Genomic DNA, 15,296 nt, shown 5'->3' on the forward strand with positions numbered 1-15,296 from the left:
CGAATCGAATCAACTGACAAGAAGGATTTTTGATGAACGCGCTCGCTACGCAGTTTCACCAGTTGCACCAGCAAGGCCTGTTGATTCTGACCAACGTCGCCGACGCCACCGGCGCGCGACTGGTCGAGCATCTGGGCGGTAAAGCGGCTGCCACCAGCAGCGCGGCGGTCGCCTGGGCTCACGGTTACCCGGACGGCAATACCCTGCCCCTTGAACGTCTGGTGTCGACCGTGGAATCGATCGCCCGGGTGATCAGCATTCCATTGACCGTGGATGTCGAGGCCGGCTATTCCGACGACCTCGGGCGCGTGGCCGAAGTGCTGGATGCGGTGATCGCGGCGGGTGCCGTGGGGATCAATATCGAGGACGGTTCTGCGGATCCGGAGTTGCTGGTGCGCAAGATCGAAATCGCACGTCAGGTGGCCAACAAGCGCGAGGTGCAGCTGTTCATCAATGCGCGCACTGATGTCTATCTGAAAAGCCTGGTGCCGGCCGAAGACCGCGTTGCCGAAACCCTGCATAGGGCGGCGCTGTATCAAGCGGCCGGCGCTGATGGTTTGTTCGCGGCGGGCGTTACGTCGGCCTATGAAATCGAGGCGATCTGCAAGGGCACTGCGCTGCCGGTCAATGTCTTGGGTTTCGCTTGCCTGCCTTCGCCTGAAGAACTGCAAGCGCTGGGCGTGCGCCGCTTGAGCGCGGGTTCCGGCATTGCCGAATTCCTCTATGGCGCGATGGGTGGGCTGGTGAAAAGCTTTCTGGCCAGCGGCAAACTCGACACCCATGACCTCAAGGCCTTCACCTATGGCGAAGTCAACGGCTTGCTGAAATAACATGCCTGATGCCTATCAAGCGGCCAGCGCGTTTCTGGCCGCGCTCGATCCCGATTGGCAGCGCCATGTCGCAACGGTGGGTCCGTGCCTGCATCAACCGCATCCGGCGCGTGATCCGTATGAATCGCTGGTGCGGGCGATTGCTTATCAGCAGCTGCATGCCAAGGCCGGCGATGCGATTGTCGGGCGCTTGGTGGGGTTGTTTCCTGGGCAGTCGTTTCCTCGACCGGAGCAGATTCTTGCGACGGGTTTCGAGCGCATGCGCAGTTGCGGGTTTTCCGCGGGCAAGATTGCGACGATCCAGGGGATTGCCCAGGCGACGCTGGATGGCGTGGTGCCGAATTACGCCACGGCGTTGGCGATGGACGATGAGGCATTGATCGAACGCCTTGTCAGCTTGCGCGGGGTCGGTCGCTGGACGGTGGAGATGTTGCTGATTTACAGCCTGGAGCGCATGGATGTTTTGCCGGCGGATGACTTTGGTGTGCGTGAGGGTTATCGGCGGTTGAAGGGGTTGGAGGTGCAGCCTACGCGCAGGCAGATGGTTGAGATTGGGGTGGCGTGGAGTCCGTATCGGACGGTGGCGGCGTGGTATTTGTGGCGGGTGCCTAAACCGTTGCCCTCACCCTAGCCCTCTCCCAGTGGGAGAGGGAACTGATTGGGGTAGATTGGAGATTTACGCCGACTTGAAATAGCGTCTTTGAATCCATGATCGCCAAGACTTCTCAATTCCATAATCGCCCTAACCCTCTCCCAGAGGGAGAGAGGACTGATTGGGGGAGATTGGAGATTTACGCCGACTTGAAATAGCGCCTGTGAATCCATGATCGCCAAGACTTCTCAATTCCATAATCGCCCTAGCCCTCCCGAAACGTCGGACCGCCCAGAGATAGAAGGGACTGATTGGGGGAGATTGGGGGTTTACGCCGACTTGGCATAGCGGCTTTGAATCCATGATCGCCAAGACTTAGATCCATAATCGACTCGGTTTTTCAGGTCGATGTTTAACGCAAGACACCTCGGTCGGCCCCCTCTCCCGAAGGGAGAGGGCTGGGGTGAGGGTCAGCTTTTCACAGCCCGGACTTCAACCGGCTAAACGCCCGCATCAGCGCCCGATTGAACGCCTTGCCATTATCATTTTTGCTGTACAGCGTGGCCCTGACGTCGGCCGAAGGATACGTCCCCGGATCATCGCGAATCGCTGCATCGACCAAGCCATCCGCAGCCGTAATCGCATTGGCGTAATGAATGGTGTCAGTAATAGGCGCAATCACCTCCGGCATCATCAAATAATCCATCAACGCCAACCCCGCCTGGGGATGCGGCGCATCCTTGGGCACGACCATGGCATCGAACCAGATCAACGTGCCCTCCTTCGGAATCCGGTAACTCAGCGTGAACGGTTTCTTCGCCGCCTCAGCCTGCCCCGCCGCGATCGCCACATTGCCATTCCACGACATCGCCACGCAGGTGTTGCCGTTGGCCAGGTCGCTGATGTTCAGGTCGTTATCGAAGTAACGAATGTACGGCCGGATCTTCGCCAGTTGCTGCTCGGCGAGTTTCAAGTCATCGAGGTTCTGCCGGTTGATGTCCAGCCCCATGTACTTCATGACAGCGGCAAATACCTCGTTGGGATCGTTGAGCAGACTCACCCCGCAGTCAGCGAATTTCGAAACCACTGCCGGATCGAACAACATCGCCCAACTGTCCGTCGGTGCATCGGGCAAACGCTGCTTGATCGCCTGTTCCTGATAGCCCACACCGGTGGTGCCCCAGGCGTAAATCCCCGCATAGCGATTGCCCGGATCGAACACCGCCATGTGCTGGCGAAACTCCTCGCCAACCCCGGCAAAGTGCGGCACCCGGGTCTTGTCCAGCGGCTGGATCGCGCCGCTTTCGATGGCCCGCGACAGATGCTGCCCGGCGGTCAACACGAGGTCGTATCCGCTGCGCCCGGTGAGCAATTTGGTCTCGACGGTTTCCAGCGAATCGAAGTGATCGGCGACCACATGAATACCGGTCTGCGCCTCGAAATTCTTCAGCGTATCCGACGCCAGGTACTCGCCCCAGATATACAGATTAACCACCGGTTTCGCCGTATCGGCAGCCTGCACACACAAGGGTGCAAGCACCAGCAATAACGCTTGAGTCAGTTTGTGCAGGCCCATGATTACACTCCTTTGCCGGCGTATTGCGGCATGGTGATGCACGCGACGTTGCCGCCACCAAGGAGGATTTCCCGGGAGTTTTCGATGCCGACGATCTTGTGCTGCGGGAACAGTTCGGCCAGCGTCGCCAACGCCACTTGATCGTTGCGATCACCAAACAGCGGCACCACGATCGAGCTGTTGCCGGCGTAGTAGTTGATGTACGACGCGCAGATTTTCGTGCCGGCCTGACGGGTGTGAGTGCTGTCTAGCTGATCGAGGCCTTCGGCTTCTTCGGCGGTCCACTCGAGCACATCCGGTTGCGGCAATTTGTGCACGATCAGCTCACGACCACGGCTGTCGCGGGTGCTGCGCAGGATGTCGTAGGCCTCCTGGTAGATTTCCCACTGCGGATCGTCGCGGTTATCGGTCCATTGCAGCACCACTTCGCCGGGACGGACGAAACAGGCGAGATCATCGACATGGCCATCGGTTTCGTCGAACTTGCAGCCGCGTGGCAGCCAGATCACTTGCTCGGCACCGAGGTAATCGGTCAGGCGTCGGGTGACTTCGTGCTTGCCCAGATGCTGGTTGCGATTGCGGTTGAGCAGGCATTGTTCGGTGGTGAGGATGCTGCCCTGGCCATCGCTCTGGATGCCGCCCAGCTCGGCAATCAATGGTGCGCGGTAGCGGTCGAAACGCTCGATCTCGAGGATTTTGCTGGCGATCTGATCGTCCTTGTCCCACGGGTAATAGAGACCACCGTCGAGGCCGCCATAGGCGTTGAATTCGAAGTCGACGCCGCGCACTTCACCGCTCTGGTCGTTGACCACAAAGCACGGGCCGCTGTCGCGAAACCAAGTGTCATTGCAGGTCATCTCGACCACGCGCACTTGTGGCGGCAACTGCCGACGTGCCGTGGCGAACTGCGCGGCAGAGGCGCACACAGTGACCGGCTCGCTGTGGGAGATGGCGGTGACGATTTGCACCCAGACTTTCTGCGCAGGCTTGGCACCGTTGCGCCAGACATCGGTGCGCTCCGGCCAGCCGAGCCAGCAGCCGGACTTCGCTTCGAATTCTCCGGGCAGACGGAAGCCGTCGTGTTTGGGGGTGGAGTCGAGCAAACGTGCCATGGTCAAACCTCGTCTTCGCGATAGGAATGGAATGACCACAGGCTAAGGGCGCAAGCCACGCGCTCGCCAACGATGATTATTGCGGAACAGTTGAATTCAACTCATCAATCGGCCAGTTGATCGTTGAACCATTCGAGCATCTGCGCCACCGCCGGACGCTCCAGCCGGAGCCGCTCACAGACCAGCGCGTATTGGCCGAGCGCGGTCATGCTGGAGGCAAAGGGCCGCACCAGCCGGCCACTTTGCAGATCTTCCTGCGCGGTGAGGTTGTCGCCCATGGCTACACCCTGCCCTTGCGCCGCCGCTTCCAGCGCCAACCCGGCGTGGGCGAAATACAACTGGCGCTGCGGGCGTAGATCGCCGGCGTGGCTGGTCAGCCAAGCGGTCCAGGTCTTGCCGTCCTGATCGTCGTGCAGCAGGCAGTGGCGAGCCAGATCCTTCGGGCTTTTCAAAGTGCCTTGGTTAAACAGGCCGGGGCTGCACACCGGGAAGAACTGCAAGGCTGGCAGAGGCCGAACGAAGTAAGCACTGCTGTCCACCGGGCCGGTGCCGTAGGTGATCGCCAGGTCGATGTCTTCGCCGGGCGCCGTGGCATCGATCGGTTGTTCGTAGAGGTGCAGGGTGATGTGCGGGTAACGCGCATAGAAATCGGTGAGGCGGCTCATCAGCCACTTTTGCGCGAGTTCGGCGGTGACGGCCAGTCTGAGCACAGCCAGCGAGGATGGATCGCGCAGTTCATCGCAGGCATCGCCGATCAGTTCGAAGGCTTGTTGCAGGCTTTGCATCAAGCGGCCGGCGGCGATGGTCGGGCGGATTTGTCGACCTTCGCGGATGAACAGCGAGACGCCGAGTTGTTCTTCGAGTTGACGGATTTGATGGCTGACGGCGCTGTCGGTGACGCACAGTTCGGCGGCTGCACGGCCGAAATGCGCGTGGCGGGCGGCGCATTCGAAGGTGCGCAGGGCGGCCAGTGAGGGGAGTCGTCGCATGGGGGGGTGGTCCGTTTTTTTGGTCATGCTGACTGGGCTTTGGGTGTGCGTCCAGCCCCGTTGCCCTCACCCCAGCCCTCTCCCAGAGGGAGAGGGTTAGGCGGGCGGCGTTCCGATGAGGGGCCTTTGACTGTATCGCACTGTATACCCCGAAGCCGCAGACACACCAAAAGCACAATCCCCCACCCCGCCGACACATCCCCGATACACCCCGACGCTGAAATGCCCCGGTCAATTTCACTCAACTCACCGGAGCTGCACCATGACCACAACCCTTTCAAGCGCCGTCAAAACCCTGCACCTGAACCTCGACCGCGCCGGCACCTGGCTTGCCCCTCTGACCCTGCGCCTGTTCATCGCCTGGGAATTCTTCGAATCCGGGCTGGAGAAATTCAACGGGCAGAATTGGTTCGAAGACATCCAGGACAAATTCCCCTTCCCGTTCGATCACCTGCCGGCAACACTGAACTGGGAACTGTCGATGTGGGCCGAACTGATCTGTGCGCTAGCGATTCTGGTGGGGTTCGGCACGCGCATCTCAGCGATTTCGCTGATAGTGGTTACCGTTGTTGCCACCGCCGCCGTGCACTGGCCCGCTGACTGGTCGTCGTTGAGCGAGCTGGCGCAGGGGTATGCGATCACTAACAAAGGCTTCGGCAACTTCAAGTTGCCGGCAATTTACCTGGCGGCGCTGCTGCCACTGGTGTTCGCCGGGGCGGGCAAGTTGAGTATTGATGCGTGGCTGGCGCGGGTGTTCTGGAACCGAAGCACCCGCTGAAGCTCAATGCGCGCGGTCAAGCCCGGCGAGCAAGGCGCTGTCACGGCTGTAGATGTCCGGCGAGTAACGCACGCGGCCGCTGCTGTCGACCTGCGCCGTCCAGTAGGTCATCAGGATCGGCACCGGCGCCGACAGGCGAAATTCGTGGGTGGTGCCGGTGGCCAGCAAGGTTTCGGTGCGGGCCTTTTCTGCCGGAGTCAGGAGCAGATCACGCAGTTGCATCGGATGCTCGACCCGCACACAACCGGAACTGAAGGCGCGCGGGCCTTTTTCGAACAGCGCCTTGCTCGGCGTGTCGTGCAGGTACACCGAGAACGGATTGGGGAAGCGGATGACCATTTGCCCCAACGGATTACGCGGCCCGGCGTCCTGACGCAGCATTATGTTGCCGGGGTTGTCCCAATCGATGTCCGCCGCCGCCAGCGGCTGACCGTTGGCGTCGAGCACTTGCAGATTCTGCCGGCTGAGGAAGGTCTGGTCCTTGCGGATTTCCGGCAGTTTGTCTTCTTTCCAGATGGTCGGCGGCACGGTCCAGGTCGGGTTCAGAGTCAGCCGCGTCACCCGGGATTTCAGCAGCGGCGTCTGGCGTTCGGCGCGGCCCACCTGAGTACGCGTCTGCCACACCGCCACACCGCCCTGATACAGCGTCAGTTCAGCGGCGGCGACGTTGACCAGCAAGCCACTGGGCTCCATGTCCTGAGCCATCCAGCGGAAACGTTCGAGGTTGACCCGCAACTGTTCGCGACGGGTCAGCGGACTGATGTTGAGTTCGGCAATCGTTCCCGGTCCGACCACACCGTCAGCCTGCAGCGAATGGTTGGCCTGAAAGCTCTTCACGGCGTCGACCAGCACGCCGTCATACGCATTGCCGGACGTACCGATGATCTGTGTCAGATAGCCTTCGCTGTACAGCCGCTGAGCCAGTTCCGGGACACGTTTGTCTTCCATCGCCGGGCGCAACAGCGGCCCGCTGCCCACTGACTGCCATTGCGGCAAGGCTTTGAGCCGTTGCGCCGCATAAAGCTGACGCAGGTCCTGATATTGCGCCAGACGCGGACGGGCCAGATCGAACGCGGCAGGAATGTCGTGCATGCCCGGAACAGCGATGGCCAACAATTCCGCCTGACGGTCACGCGGGGCGTCGTCGGCATGCCACAGCGGCTCAAAGTGCGATTGCAGCAGGCGACCGTAGTGCAAATCCTGCAGGGCCTGAAGGTAGTTGCGGCTGATGTCGATGTCGGCGCACAACTCGCCATCCTGCGGCACGGTGGTCGCGATCGGATAGCGTTTTGGATTAAGGCCATCGTCTGCCAACAGCTGCAATTGTGCGTGCAAGGCCGGCAATCGTGCCGATTCACTGGCCCACACCGGCATCCAGTCCTGCTGCGCGTAGAAAGCCTGCAACTGCGTCAGCGCCGGGCCGTTGAGATGCGCAGCAATCGCCGGGCACGACTGCGCCAGACTGATCATTACAGCCTGCAACGGACTTTGCGGCTCGACCGGCATTTCGGCCGGTGGCGTTGGCAATGTCTCCAGCGGCGGCAACGGCTCATCGGCACAAGCGACAAACGGCGCAGCGAGCAAACAAATGCTCAAGTAGCATGCGTACTTTTTGAACAACTGCTTTACTCCAATCCATGGCCGTCTAGATGATGGCCAACCTTACATCAGGTGCGCTGAACAGTCAGGCTCGATCTGCGGGCTTGCGGGTATTGACTGGGAGTCAGGAGCCAAAGTGCCGAATATGTAGCAAGTGAGGACACTTTATAAAATGTTGACGTTTTTGCGCCGACTTCTGTTGACCACCGCGACGCTGGTCGTGGTGTCCAGTCCCGTTTTTGCCGCCGGCAAACCATCGCCGGTTCTCTTCACCAGCCTCGCGCACGCCGCGCCAGAACTCAATCCCCAAGCGCTGAAAGGTGCGTTGAACGCCATGCAATGCGCGGTCAACAACGGTGCGAAACCGTCCCGCCACCTGGCGATCATCGACTATTCGCAACCGTCCACCGAACGCCGCCTGTGGATCTTCGATCTCGGCAAAAAGAAACTGGTGCTGCGCGATCTGGTCGCCCACGGCTCCAATTCTGGGGAAAACTTCGCTACGCAGTTTTCCAATGTCGAAGGTAGTTATCAATCCAGCCTCGGCCTGTTCCGTACGCAGGAAAGCTACGAAGGCACCCACGGTTATTCGCTGCGCATGGACGGTCTGGAGCCGGGCTTCAACGACATGGCCCGCGATCGCGCCATCGTCATTCACGCCGCCAGTTATGTGAATCCGTTGTGGAGCAAGAAACAGGGGCGCATCGGCCGCAGCCAGGGTTGCCCGGCGGTTCGGCCGCAGATTGCCAAGCAGGTGATCGACCGGTTGAAGAATGGCCAGTTCATGTTTTCCTGGTACCCGGATCAACGCTGGCTGAAGTCTTCGCCGTACCTCAACTGCCAGCCGCAGCAAGTGGCGAGCATCCTCAATACCCACGCGAGCTGACGGCACAACCTGTAACCCTGTGGGAGCTGGCTTGCCAGCGATAGCGGTGGATCAGTCAATGAAATTTTGACTGTGCCGGCCTCATCGCTGGCAAGCCAGCTCCCACAAGGATTTGAGTTGAGTCTGGAAAATCTTCACACACCGTTTCATTACAACTTTGTCATTCAGCTGTCGGTTTGCCGTGCGGATCGCTCGGTAGCCTGAAGTTGTCCCGGCGCCAATGCCGATCAACTTGACCACTGAGTGACTGACCATGAAAACCCTCCTGCTCGCCCTCACCGCCCTCCTCGCCACCGGCAGCGTGTTCGCCGCAAACATGCCCGACAGCGCCGTGATTCATGACAAATCCGGTTTCTACGTCAATCTGGATGTCGACAAAGTCCTGTCCAGCACCGATATTTCACAAGCGTGTGGCGTGGTCCCGGCGCAATTGAATTACCTCGACCATCAGGGCCGCGAGCATGTGCTGAACTATGACGTACAAGGCAGCGGCTGCATCAATGACCATTGAGACTGATCGATGAATATTCTGGTTGTCGAAGACGAACCCAAGGCCGGCAATTACCTGCTCAACGGTTTGCAGGAACTGGGTTACAGCGTCAGCCTCGCTCGCGATGGCGCTGACGGCTTGCACCTGGCGCTGGAACACGACTTCGATGTGATCGTGCTCGATGTGATGATGCCGAAAATGGATGGCTGGGAAGTCCTGCGCCGGCTGCGCAAGGAAGCCGACACGCCGGTGCTGTTCCTCACCGCCCGCGATGACATCGCCGACCGCGTCAAAGGCCTCGAACTGGGCGCCGATGATTACCTGATCAAGCCGTTTTCCTTCGCCGAACTGGTGGCGCGCCTGCGTACCCTGACCCGACGCGGGCCGATTCATGAAGACGAACAACTGCAAGTCGCCGACCTGCAGATCGACGTGCTCAAGCGCCGCGTAAGCCGCGCCGGGGTGCGCATCACCCTGACCAACAAGGAGTTCGCGTTGTTGCAATTGTTCGCCAGCCATACCGGACAAGTGCTGGCGCGTTCGCTGATCGCCTCGCGGGTCTGGGACATGAATTTCGACAGCGACACCAACGTCGTCGACGTCGCCGTGCGCCGCTTGCGGGCGAAAATCGATGATCCGTTCCAGCTCAAGCTGATCCACAGCGTGCGTGGCATCGGCTATCGCTTCGATACGCAGCCATGAGCAGCCCTCGGCCGTATTCGCTGACCTTGCGCCTGGCGCTGGTCTTCGCCCTGCTCGCCTTCGCTTCACTGGCCGGTCTCGGTGCAGCGCTGTATGGCGAACTTGAAGAACAACTGATTCGCCGCGACGACATCTCGCTGGTCAGCCGTGTCGATCAACTGCGCACCTTCCTCAACGACAGCAACACCCTGGAGTTGATCAAGAACAAACCGGCGCTGTTCCAGAACATGCTCGGCAACCGCGAAGCGCTGCTGACCATTGGCGCGCCGGGGCAACCGCCGTTGCTGGTGGTCAACCCGGGCAATCTGAAGCCGCCGACGTTGCCGGCGGTGCCCATCGACCAGGCGATGACGCTAAAAGACGTGCAGCACCTGCCAAGCGTCGACGGCGTGCCGTTTTCGGCGGTGGCGGCAAGCATCGATTCCGGCGAACTGGGCAATCTGCAAGTCACCACCGGGCGCCTGATGAGCGAGCGCACGGCGATGCTCGCCAATTACCGTTTGAGTGTTTATGGCCTCGCCTCATTGGCGGCGCTGCTGCTGGCGGTGGTCGGCTGTCTGTTGGTGTATCGCGGCTTGCTGCCGTTGCGGCGACTGGCGAAACACGCTCATGGCATTGGTGTCGGCAACCTTGGCGAACGTCTCGACAGTCACGGTTCCCCGCGAGAACTGCAGCCGATGATCGAGGCGTTCAATGCCATGCTTGATCGCCTCGCCAAGGGCTTTGCGCAGTTGAGCCAGGTGTCCACCGACATGGCCCACGAGTTGCGCACGCCGATCAACAATCTGCTCGGCGAAACCCAGGTCGCACTGCAACAGAACCGCAGCATCGAGGCCTATCAGCAATTGCTCGCCTCCAACGTCGAAGAGCTGGAACGGTTGACGCGAATGCTCGACAACATGCTGTTTCTGGCCCGCACCGATCCGGCCAGTGCCCTGAGCCAGCGGCAGGAGCTGGACGCTGCAGATGAAATGCAGCGCATTGCCGATTATTTTGAAGGGCTGGCAGCGGATGTCGGGGTGTGCATCGAGGCACGCGGCAGCGGTGTGATCTGGGCCGAACCGATGTTGTTGCGGCGGGCATTGGCCAACCTGTGCGCCAATGCGATCAAGTACGGCGCGGCGGATTCGACGCTGCAGGTGGAAGCGATTGCCGAGCCTGACGGCAGTTACCTGCGAGTGCGCAACCATGGCGCAACCATTGCCCCTGAACATTTGGCACGACTGTTCGAACGTTTTTACCGCGTCGATCAGTCACGCGAGCGCTCGGCGCAATCCAATGGCCTGGGCCTGTCGATCGTGGCGACCATCATGCAGTTGCATCAGGGCCGCTACAGCGCCAGCAGCGCGAATGGCATCACCTGCTTCGAACTGTTCTTCCCCGCCCGGCAATCACCTTCATCGACTTTTCCGCCGTCATCGCTGGCAAGCCAGCTCCCACAATGATTGGCGCTGAATCCAGATCTCCGGCCAACCCAAAACCCTGTGGGAGCTGGCTTGCCAGCGATGAGGTCAGCTTGATCAACATCAACTTTCCCTGACCCGCAGCTACCGCGAGCAGGTCGAATCGGCGCGCTGTCGCTCCAACAGTTTGATCTCGGCTCGGCTGATGATCAGGGCTGTCAGCATCAGTGCTGAGGCGACGCCGAAAGTAATGTGCAAGCCGCTGGCAATCGCCGTAGCCGGCGCCTGCGTCGGATCCCCCGCTGCCAGCGCAAACACCGCGCCCATCACCGCTGCCCCGGTGATCAAGCCGAGGTTGCGCGCCAGCCCGAGCATCGCCGAGACCACACCGCGTTGATCCTGACGAACTCCGGCCATCAACCCGGTGTTGTTCGCCGCCTGAAACAGCGCATAGCCGACGGCGACCACTGCAATCGGCAGCAAATAGGCGGGCAACCCTAGACTCATCGGCAACAGTGCCAACAAGCCACAACCGCAGGCCATTGCGAGCAACGCGCCCGGCACGATCCGCCGCGCGCCGAAGCGATCCACCAGACGCCCCGCCGGTACACCGCCAAACGCAGACAACAACGGCCCGACCGATAATGCCAAGCCGACCACGGCGCTGTTGAGGCCTAACCCACGGCTCAGGTAAAACGGTCCGACCACCAGCGTGGTCATCATCACCGTTGTCACCAGCAACGTAAGCGTCAGGCTGCTGCTCAGTCGCGCGTCGCTAAACAGCGACAAACGAATCAGCGGCGACTTGGCCTTCATCTCGACCACGATGAACAATCCTGCGCCGCACAGGCTGGCCAGCAGCAACGGCCACGTGAAACCTTCAAGCGTCATTGCCAGCGCATAGGCCGCCAGCGTCAACACCAGCACCGCACTGCCAGAATAATCGAACGCGACACGCGGCCCTGCGGCCCGATCCGCTGGCAAAAATCGGTACACCAGCCAAATATTGAGCAAACCCAACGGCACGTTGAGCAGAAAAATCGCCTGCCAGCCGACATGCGTCATCAACAGCCCGCCCAGTGACGGCCCAAGACTGGTGCCCGTCGCCGACATCGTCGCCAGCAAGCCCATCGCACTGCCCGCCCGCGATTTGGGCACCGCTTCTGACACCAGCGCCACCGTCAAGGCGAACATGATCGCCGCGCCAACACCTTGCACCGCCCGTGCGCCAATCAGCCAACCCAGTCCCGGCGCCAGTGCGCAGGCCAACGAAGCGCTGGTGAAAATGCCAATCCCGATCAACAGCAATCGACGCCGACCGAAGCCATCGCCCAGACGCCCGACGCTGACGATCAAAGTAGTGATCGCCAGCAGGTAAGCAAGCACGATCCATTGCACCTGTTGAAACGTCGCCTCGAACGCCGTCGCCAGAATTGGCAACCCGGCGTTGGCGATGCTGGTGTCCAGCGACGGCATCAACATCGACAAGGCCAGACTGGTCAGCGCCCAACGGGCGGGAGTGCTCAGGGGTTCTTGGGGCATGGCGGGCTCGCAGTGCAAAGGTGATCGGGCATAGCCTGAGCCTCGACAACACACGGCGCAAGACGCATGCTTTGCACTCAATACCTGCATGGAACGCCATGTCATGACTGCGCCGGACCTGAACCTGCTGATCACCCTCGACGTCTTGCTGCGCGAAGGCAGCGTCGCCCGTGCCGCCAAATGCCTGCAACTGAGCCCTTCGGCCATGAGCCGCGCCCTCGCCCGTCTGCGCGAAACCACTGGCGATCCGTTGCTGGTGCGCGCGGGTCGAGGCCTGGTGCCAACGCCGCGCGCACTCGAGTTGCGCGAACGGGTCAGTCATCTGGTGCAGGAAGCCGAGGCGGTTTTGCGTCCTGCCGAAGTGCTCGACCCGCGCCGCTTGCAACGCACCTTTACCCTGCGCAACACCGACGGCTTTGTTGAAACCTTCGCCGCCGCCCTGCTCGCGCGTATCGCCGAAGAGGCGCCCGACGTGCGCCTGCGGTTTGTGCAGAAAGCCGACAAGGACAGCACGCCGCTGCGCGAGGGTCGTGTCGATCTGGAAACCGGCGTGGTCGACGACAGCACCGACCCGACGCTGCACAGCCGCATCCTGTTTCAGGATCAATGGATCGGTGTAGTGCGTGAGGGGCATCCCTTGAGCACGGGAAAAATCACCAGCAAGCGCTTTGCCGGCGGCGAGCACATTCTGATCTCACGACGCGGGCGCAGCAGTGGGCCGGTCGACGAAGCGCTACTCACGCTCGGCCTGACGCGGGATATCGTCACCTCATTCGGCGGATTCTCGGCAGCCCTGACGCTGGTACGCGAATCCGACCTGATCGCCACTGTCCCACAACGTCACACCAGCAAACTGCGCACGGGCCTGCACAGTTTCGCCCTGCCCTTCGCGATGCCGGACATCAGCGTGTCGATGCTCTGGCACCCGCGCATGGATGCCGACCCGGCGCATCGCTGGTTGCGCGAGTGTGTGCGGCAGGTCTGCGCTTAACGCGCGTCGCCGCCGGCAGGTTTGTAGAAGAGAAATTTTTTCGTCTCGGCGGTCTTGCGGTATTCCTTGGCCCAGCTCGGATGCACGTTGCGGTCATGGAAATACAGCGCGCCGTTGGTGCGATCCTTGAGCTGGCGATTCAGCGCTTTGCGGGCGATATCCTTGGCCAGCGTGTATTCGGCATCTTCCTTGACCTGATCCGGACGCCCGTCGCACCACCAGGAAAACTGGCAGCTCTTGGTTTCCGAGCCTTGTTTGACGACAGCGCACACCGTGTCGGGGAAGCCTTCGTGGCCGAGGCGATTCATCACCACACTGGCCACCGCTTCCATTTCCGGCGTGTCTTTGCCTTTGGCTTCCCAATAGATACTGCGCGCCAGACAGGTAATCGGATCGTCCAGCGGCGCCGCGCCGGCCGGGTCGACCGCTTGCACTTCGGTCGGGGTGATGGCTTCGGCTTTGGGCGCCGGTGCAGCGCTGACTTTGTCCGCCGCTTTTTCTTCCAGCACTTGGGCTTTTTCTTCAGCCTTCGCTTTGATCGGAGCCTGATCGGTGGCCCATGCAGAGCCTGCCAACAGGGTGAATACGAGACAACCCGCCCAGCCTTTCAATCCCATGTCTGTTCTTCCGGCAGCGCCCGATGCGGGCAAGGTGTTACGTCGGGGAGACACCCGGTTTGCGGGGTCTTCGGTGAGTGTAGACGGCAAACCCAGAGGCAAAGTTGCGCAGAAAAACGGCTGAATGAAGAAAAAAGACATTGCACTCACCGGGGGCCTTTCGCGCATCATGGGCGCATTCAGCTCAAGGGAGATTTCCATGCGCTTCATGCCATCTGTTTTGCGTCTTGCCGCGTTGTCCGTGGGCGTTATGTTGGCCATCCCGGCGCTGGCCGGCGATGAGTCGCAATTGATCGAGTCGATCAACAGTTATCGCAGCCAGCCGCAGCGTTGCGGCAGTCAGGCGTCGAATGAACTGCCACCGCTGTCGGCGGATCCACGGCTGAGATTACGCGCCACCGGTGCTGTCGATCTGCAGCAAGCCATGGCCAGCGCCAGTTACCCGATGGTCAATGTGCAGGCGATCACGCTCAACGGCCCGCGTGATGCGGCGTCGGCGATGAAAGCGATTCAGGAAAGTTTCTGCCAGGTGGTGCTCGATCCGCAGTTCGTCGATGTCGGTGTCAGCCGCGACGACCGTGACTGGCGCATCGTATTGGCGCGGCCGCTGCTGTCGGCCAAGCTCGGTGATGCGCAAAGTGAGGGGCAGAAATTGCTCAGCGAACTCAACGTCGCCCGCAGTCAGGCGCGTCAGTGTGGCGGTCAGGCTTTCGCCGCTGCCGCACCGCTGGCCTGGAACGCGACACTGGGCACGATCTCTCAGGATCACAGCCGCGACATGGCCAACAACAATTACCTGGATCACAAGGACCGCGACGGCCGCACCCCCGGTGATCGCGCGGAACTGGCCGGTTACAGCGGCCAACAGGTCGGCGAAAACATCGCCGCCGGGCAAGACACCGTGCACAAAGTCGTCGAAGGCTGGCTCGCCAGTCCCGGCCACTGCGCCAACCTGATGAACCCGCAATACCAGGAACTCGGCGCCGCCTACGCGACCGACCCGAAAAGCAGCGCCGGGATCTACTGGACCGCGATGTTCGGCGCCCAGTAAACCCAATCTCAAACACACCGCCCCCACAGGGGCTTGAGTTGATCAGTAGATCTTCGGCCGAACCGAGATCAAATGTGGGAGCGAGCCTGCTCGCGAAGAGGCCCTTACATTCAACATCAACATTGTCTGACCTGACGC

General features: G+C 61.0%; 15 protein-coding genes. 9 read left to right on the forward strand and 6 right to left on the reverse strand.

Features of this window, described 5'->3' with window-relative positions; all coding sequences use genetic code 11:
• The first annotated feature begins 32 nt into the window (after positions 1 to 32).
• Complete coding sequence (locus RMV17_RS17450) at positions 33 to 830, forward strand: isocitrate lyase/phosphoenolpyruvate mutase family protein (protein ID WP_311881423.1); 798 nt, start codon at positions 33 to 35, stop codon at positions 828 to 830.
• A 1-nt stretch (position 831) separates the two neighbouring features.
• Positions 832 to 1,461 carry a DNA-3-methyladenine glycosylase gene (locus RMV17_RS17455; protein WP_311881424.1) on the forward strand — a complete coding sequence of 210 codons (630 nt, stop codon included), beginning with the start codon at positions 832 to 834 and terminating at the stop codon, positions 1,459 to 1,461.
• A 439-nt stretch (positions 1,462 to 1,900) separates the two neighbouring features.
• Here the strand turns inward: RMV17_RS17455 and RMV17_RS17460 are convergent, their stop codons facing one another.
• The 3 genes from RMV17_RS17460 to RMV17_RS17470 all read right to left on the reverse strand — a co-directional run bounded on the left by RMV17_RS17460 (position 1,901) and on the right by RMV17_RS17470 (position 5,099).
• Positions 1,901 to 2,998: an extracellular solute-binding protein gene (locus tag RMV17_RS17460; protein ID WP_311881425.1), complete on the reverse strand. Its 1,098-nt coding sequence runs from the start codon at positions 2,996 to 2,998 to the stop codon at positions 1,901 to 1,903.
• Positions 2,999 to 3,000: 2 nt separating this feature from the next.
• The gene (gene aguA, locus RMV17_RS17465) at positions 3,001 to 4,110 is read right to left on the reverse strand and encodes an agmatine deiminase (protein ID WP_311881426.1); all 1,110 of its coding nucleotides are present in this window, start codon (positions 4,108 to 4,110) and stop codon (positions 3,001 to 3,003) included.
• Between the two features lie 104 nt (positions 4,111 to 4,214).
• Positions 4,215 to 5,099 carry a LysR substrate-binding domain-containing protein gene (locus RMV17_RS17470; RefSeq protein ID WP_311881427.1) on the reverse strand — a complete coding sequence of 295 codons (885 nt, stop codon included), beginning with the start codon at positions 5,097 to 5,099 and terminating at the stop codon, positions 4,215 to 4,217.
• Between the two features lie 262 nt (positions 5,100 to 5,361).
• Between RMV17_RS17470 and RMV17_RS17475 the strand changes: the two genes are divergently transcribed.
• Positions 5,362 to 5,877 carry a DoxX family protein gene (locus tag RMV17_RS17475; protein ID WP_311881428.1) on the forward strand — a complete coding sequence of 172 codons (516 nt, stop codon included), beginning with the start codon at positions 5,362 to 5,364 and terminating at the stop codon, positions 5,875 to 5,877.
• Positions 5,878 to 5,880: 3 nt separating this feature from the next.
• On the opposite strand, the gene RMV17_RS17480 is transcribed toward RMV17_RS17475, so the two are convergent.
• Complete coding sequence (locus tag RMV17_RS17480) at positions 5,881 to 7,497, reverse strand: L,D-transpeptidase family protein (protein ID WP_311881430.1); 1,617 nt, start codon at positions 7,495 to 7,497, stop codon at positions 5,881 to 5,883.
• 151 nt (positions 7,498 to 7,648) lie between these two features.
• Between RMV17_RS17480 and RMV17_RS17485 the strand changes: the two genes are divergently transcribed.
• From RMV17_RS17485 to RMV17_RS17500, 4 genes are all read left to right on the forward strand, one after another.
• Positions 7,649 to 8,362 (forward strand): murein L,D-transpeptidase catalytic domain family protein, encoded by a 714-nt coding sequence (locus RMV17_RS17485; RefSeq protein WP_108226792.1) that lies wholly within the window; start codon positions 7,649 to 7,651, stop codon positions 8,360 to 8,362.
• A gap of 253 nt (positions 8,363 to 8,615) precedes the next feature.
• Positions 8,616 to 8,873, forward strand: a complete 258-nt coding sequence (locus RMV17_RS17490) for a DUF2790 domain-containing protein (RefSeq protein ID WP_311881431.1) — start codon at positions 8,616 to 8,618, stop codon at positions 8,871 to 8,873.
• A gap of 9 nt (positions 8,874 to 8,882) precedes the next feature.
• Positions 8,883 to 9,554, forward strand: a complete 672-nt coding sequence (locus RMV17_RS17495) for a heavy metal response regulator transcription factor (RefSeq protein ID WP_034155567.1) — start codon at positions 8,883 to 8,885, stop codon at positions 9,552 to 9,554.
• The gene (locus tag RMV17_RS17500) at positions 9,551 to 10,999 is read left to right on the forward strand and encodes a heavy metal sensor histidine kinase (RefSeq protein WP_311881432.1); all 1,449 of its coding nucleotides are present in this window, start codon (positions 9,551 to 9,553) and stop codon (positions 10,997 to 10,999) included. The genes RMV17_RS17495 and RMV17_RS17500 overlap by 4 nt, the downstream gene beginning before the upstream one ends.
• A 102-nt stretch (positions 11,000 to 11,101) precedes the next feature.
• Here RMV17_RS17500 and RMV17_RS17505 read toward each other — a convergent pair whose 3' ends face one another.
• Positions 11,102 to 12,499, reverse strand: coding sequence for an MFS transporter (locus RMV17_RS17505; protein WP_311881433.1), 1,398 nt, complete (start codon positions 12,497 to 12,499; stop codon positions 11,102 to 11,104).
• A gap of 103 nt (positions 12,500 to 12,602) precedes the next feature.
• Between RMV17_RS17505 and RMV17_RS17510 the strand changes: the two genes are divergently transcribed.
• A complete protein-coding gene (locus tag RMV17_RS17510) occupies positions 12,603 to 13,490 on the forward strand; it encodes a LysR family transcriptional regulator (RefSeq protein ID WP_311881434.1) in 888 nt (295 codons plus the stop codon).
• Here RMV17_RS17510 and RMV17_RS17515 read toward each other — a convergent pair.
• Positions 13,487 to 14,107 carry a cell wall hydrolase gene (locus RMV17_RS17515; RefSeq protein ID WP_034155563.1) on the reverse strand — a complete coding sequence of 207 codons (621 nt, stop codon included), beginning with the start codon at positions 14,105 to 14,107 and terminating at the stop codon, positions 13,487 to 13,489. The genes RMV17_RS17510 and RMV17_RS17515 overlap by 4 nt on opposite strands.
• A 199-nt stretch (positions 14,108 to 14,306) precedes the next feature.
• Here RMV17_RS17515 and RMV17_RS17520 point away from each other — a divergent pair, with 199 nt between their 5' ends.
• The gene (locus tag RMV17_RS17520) at positions 14,307 to 15,158 is read left to right on the forward strand and encodes a CAP domain-containing protein (protein WP_311881435.1); all 852 of its coding nucleotides are present in this window, start codon (positions 14,307 to 14,309) and stop codon (positions 15,156 to 15,158) included.
• The last annotated feature ends 138 nt before the right edge of the window (positions 15,159 to 15,296 follow it).

Source organism: Pseudomonas sp. VD-NE ins (assembly GCF_031882575.1).
GTDB lineage: Bacteria > Pseudomonadota > Gammaproteobacteria > Pseudomonadales > Pseudomonadaceae > Aquipseudomonas > Aquipseudomonas fluorescens_BZ.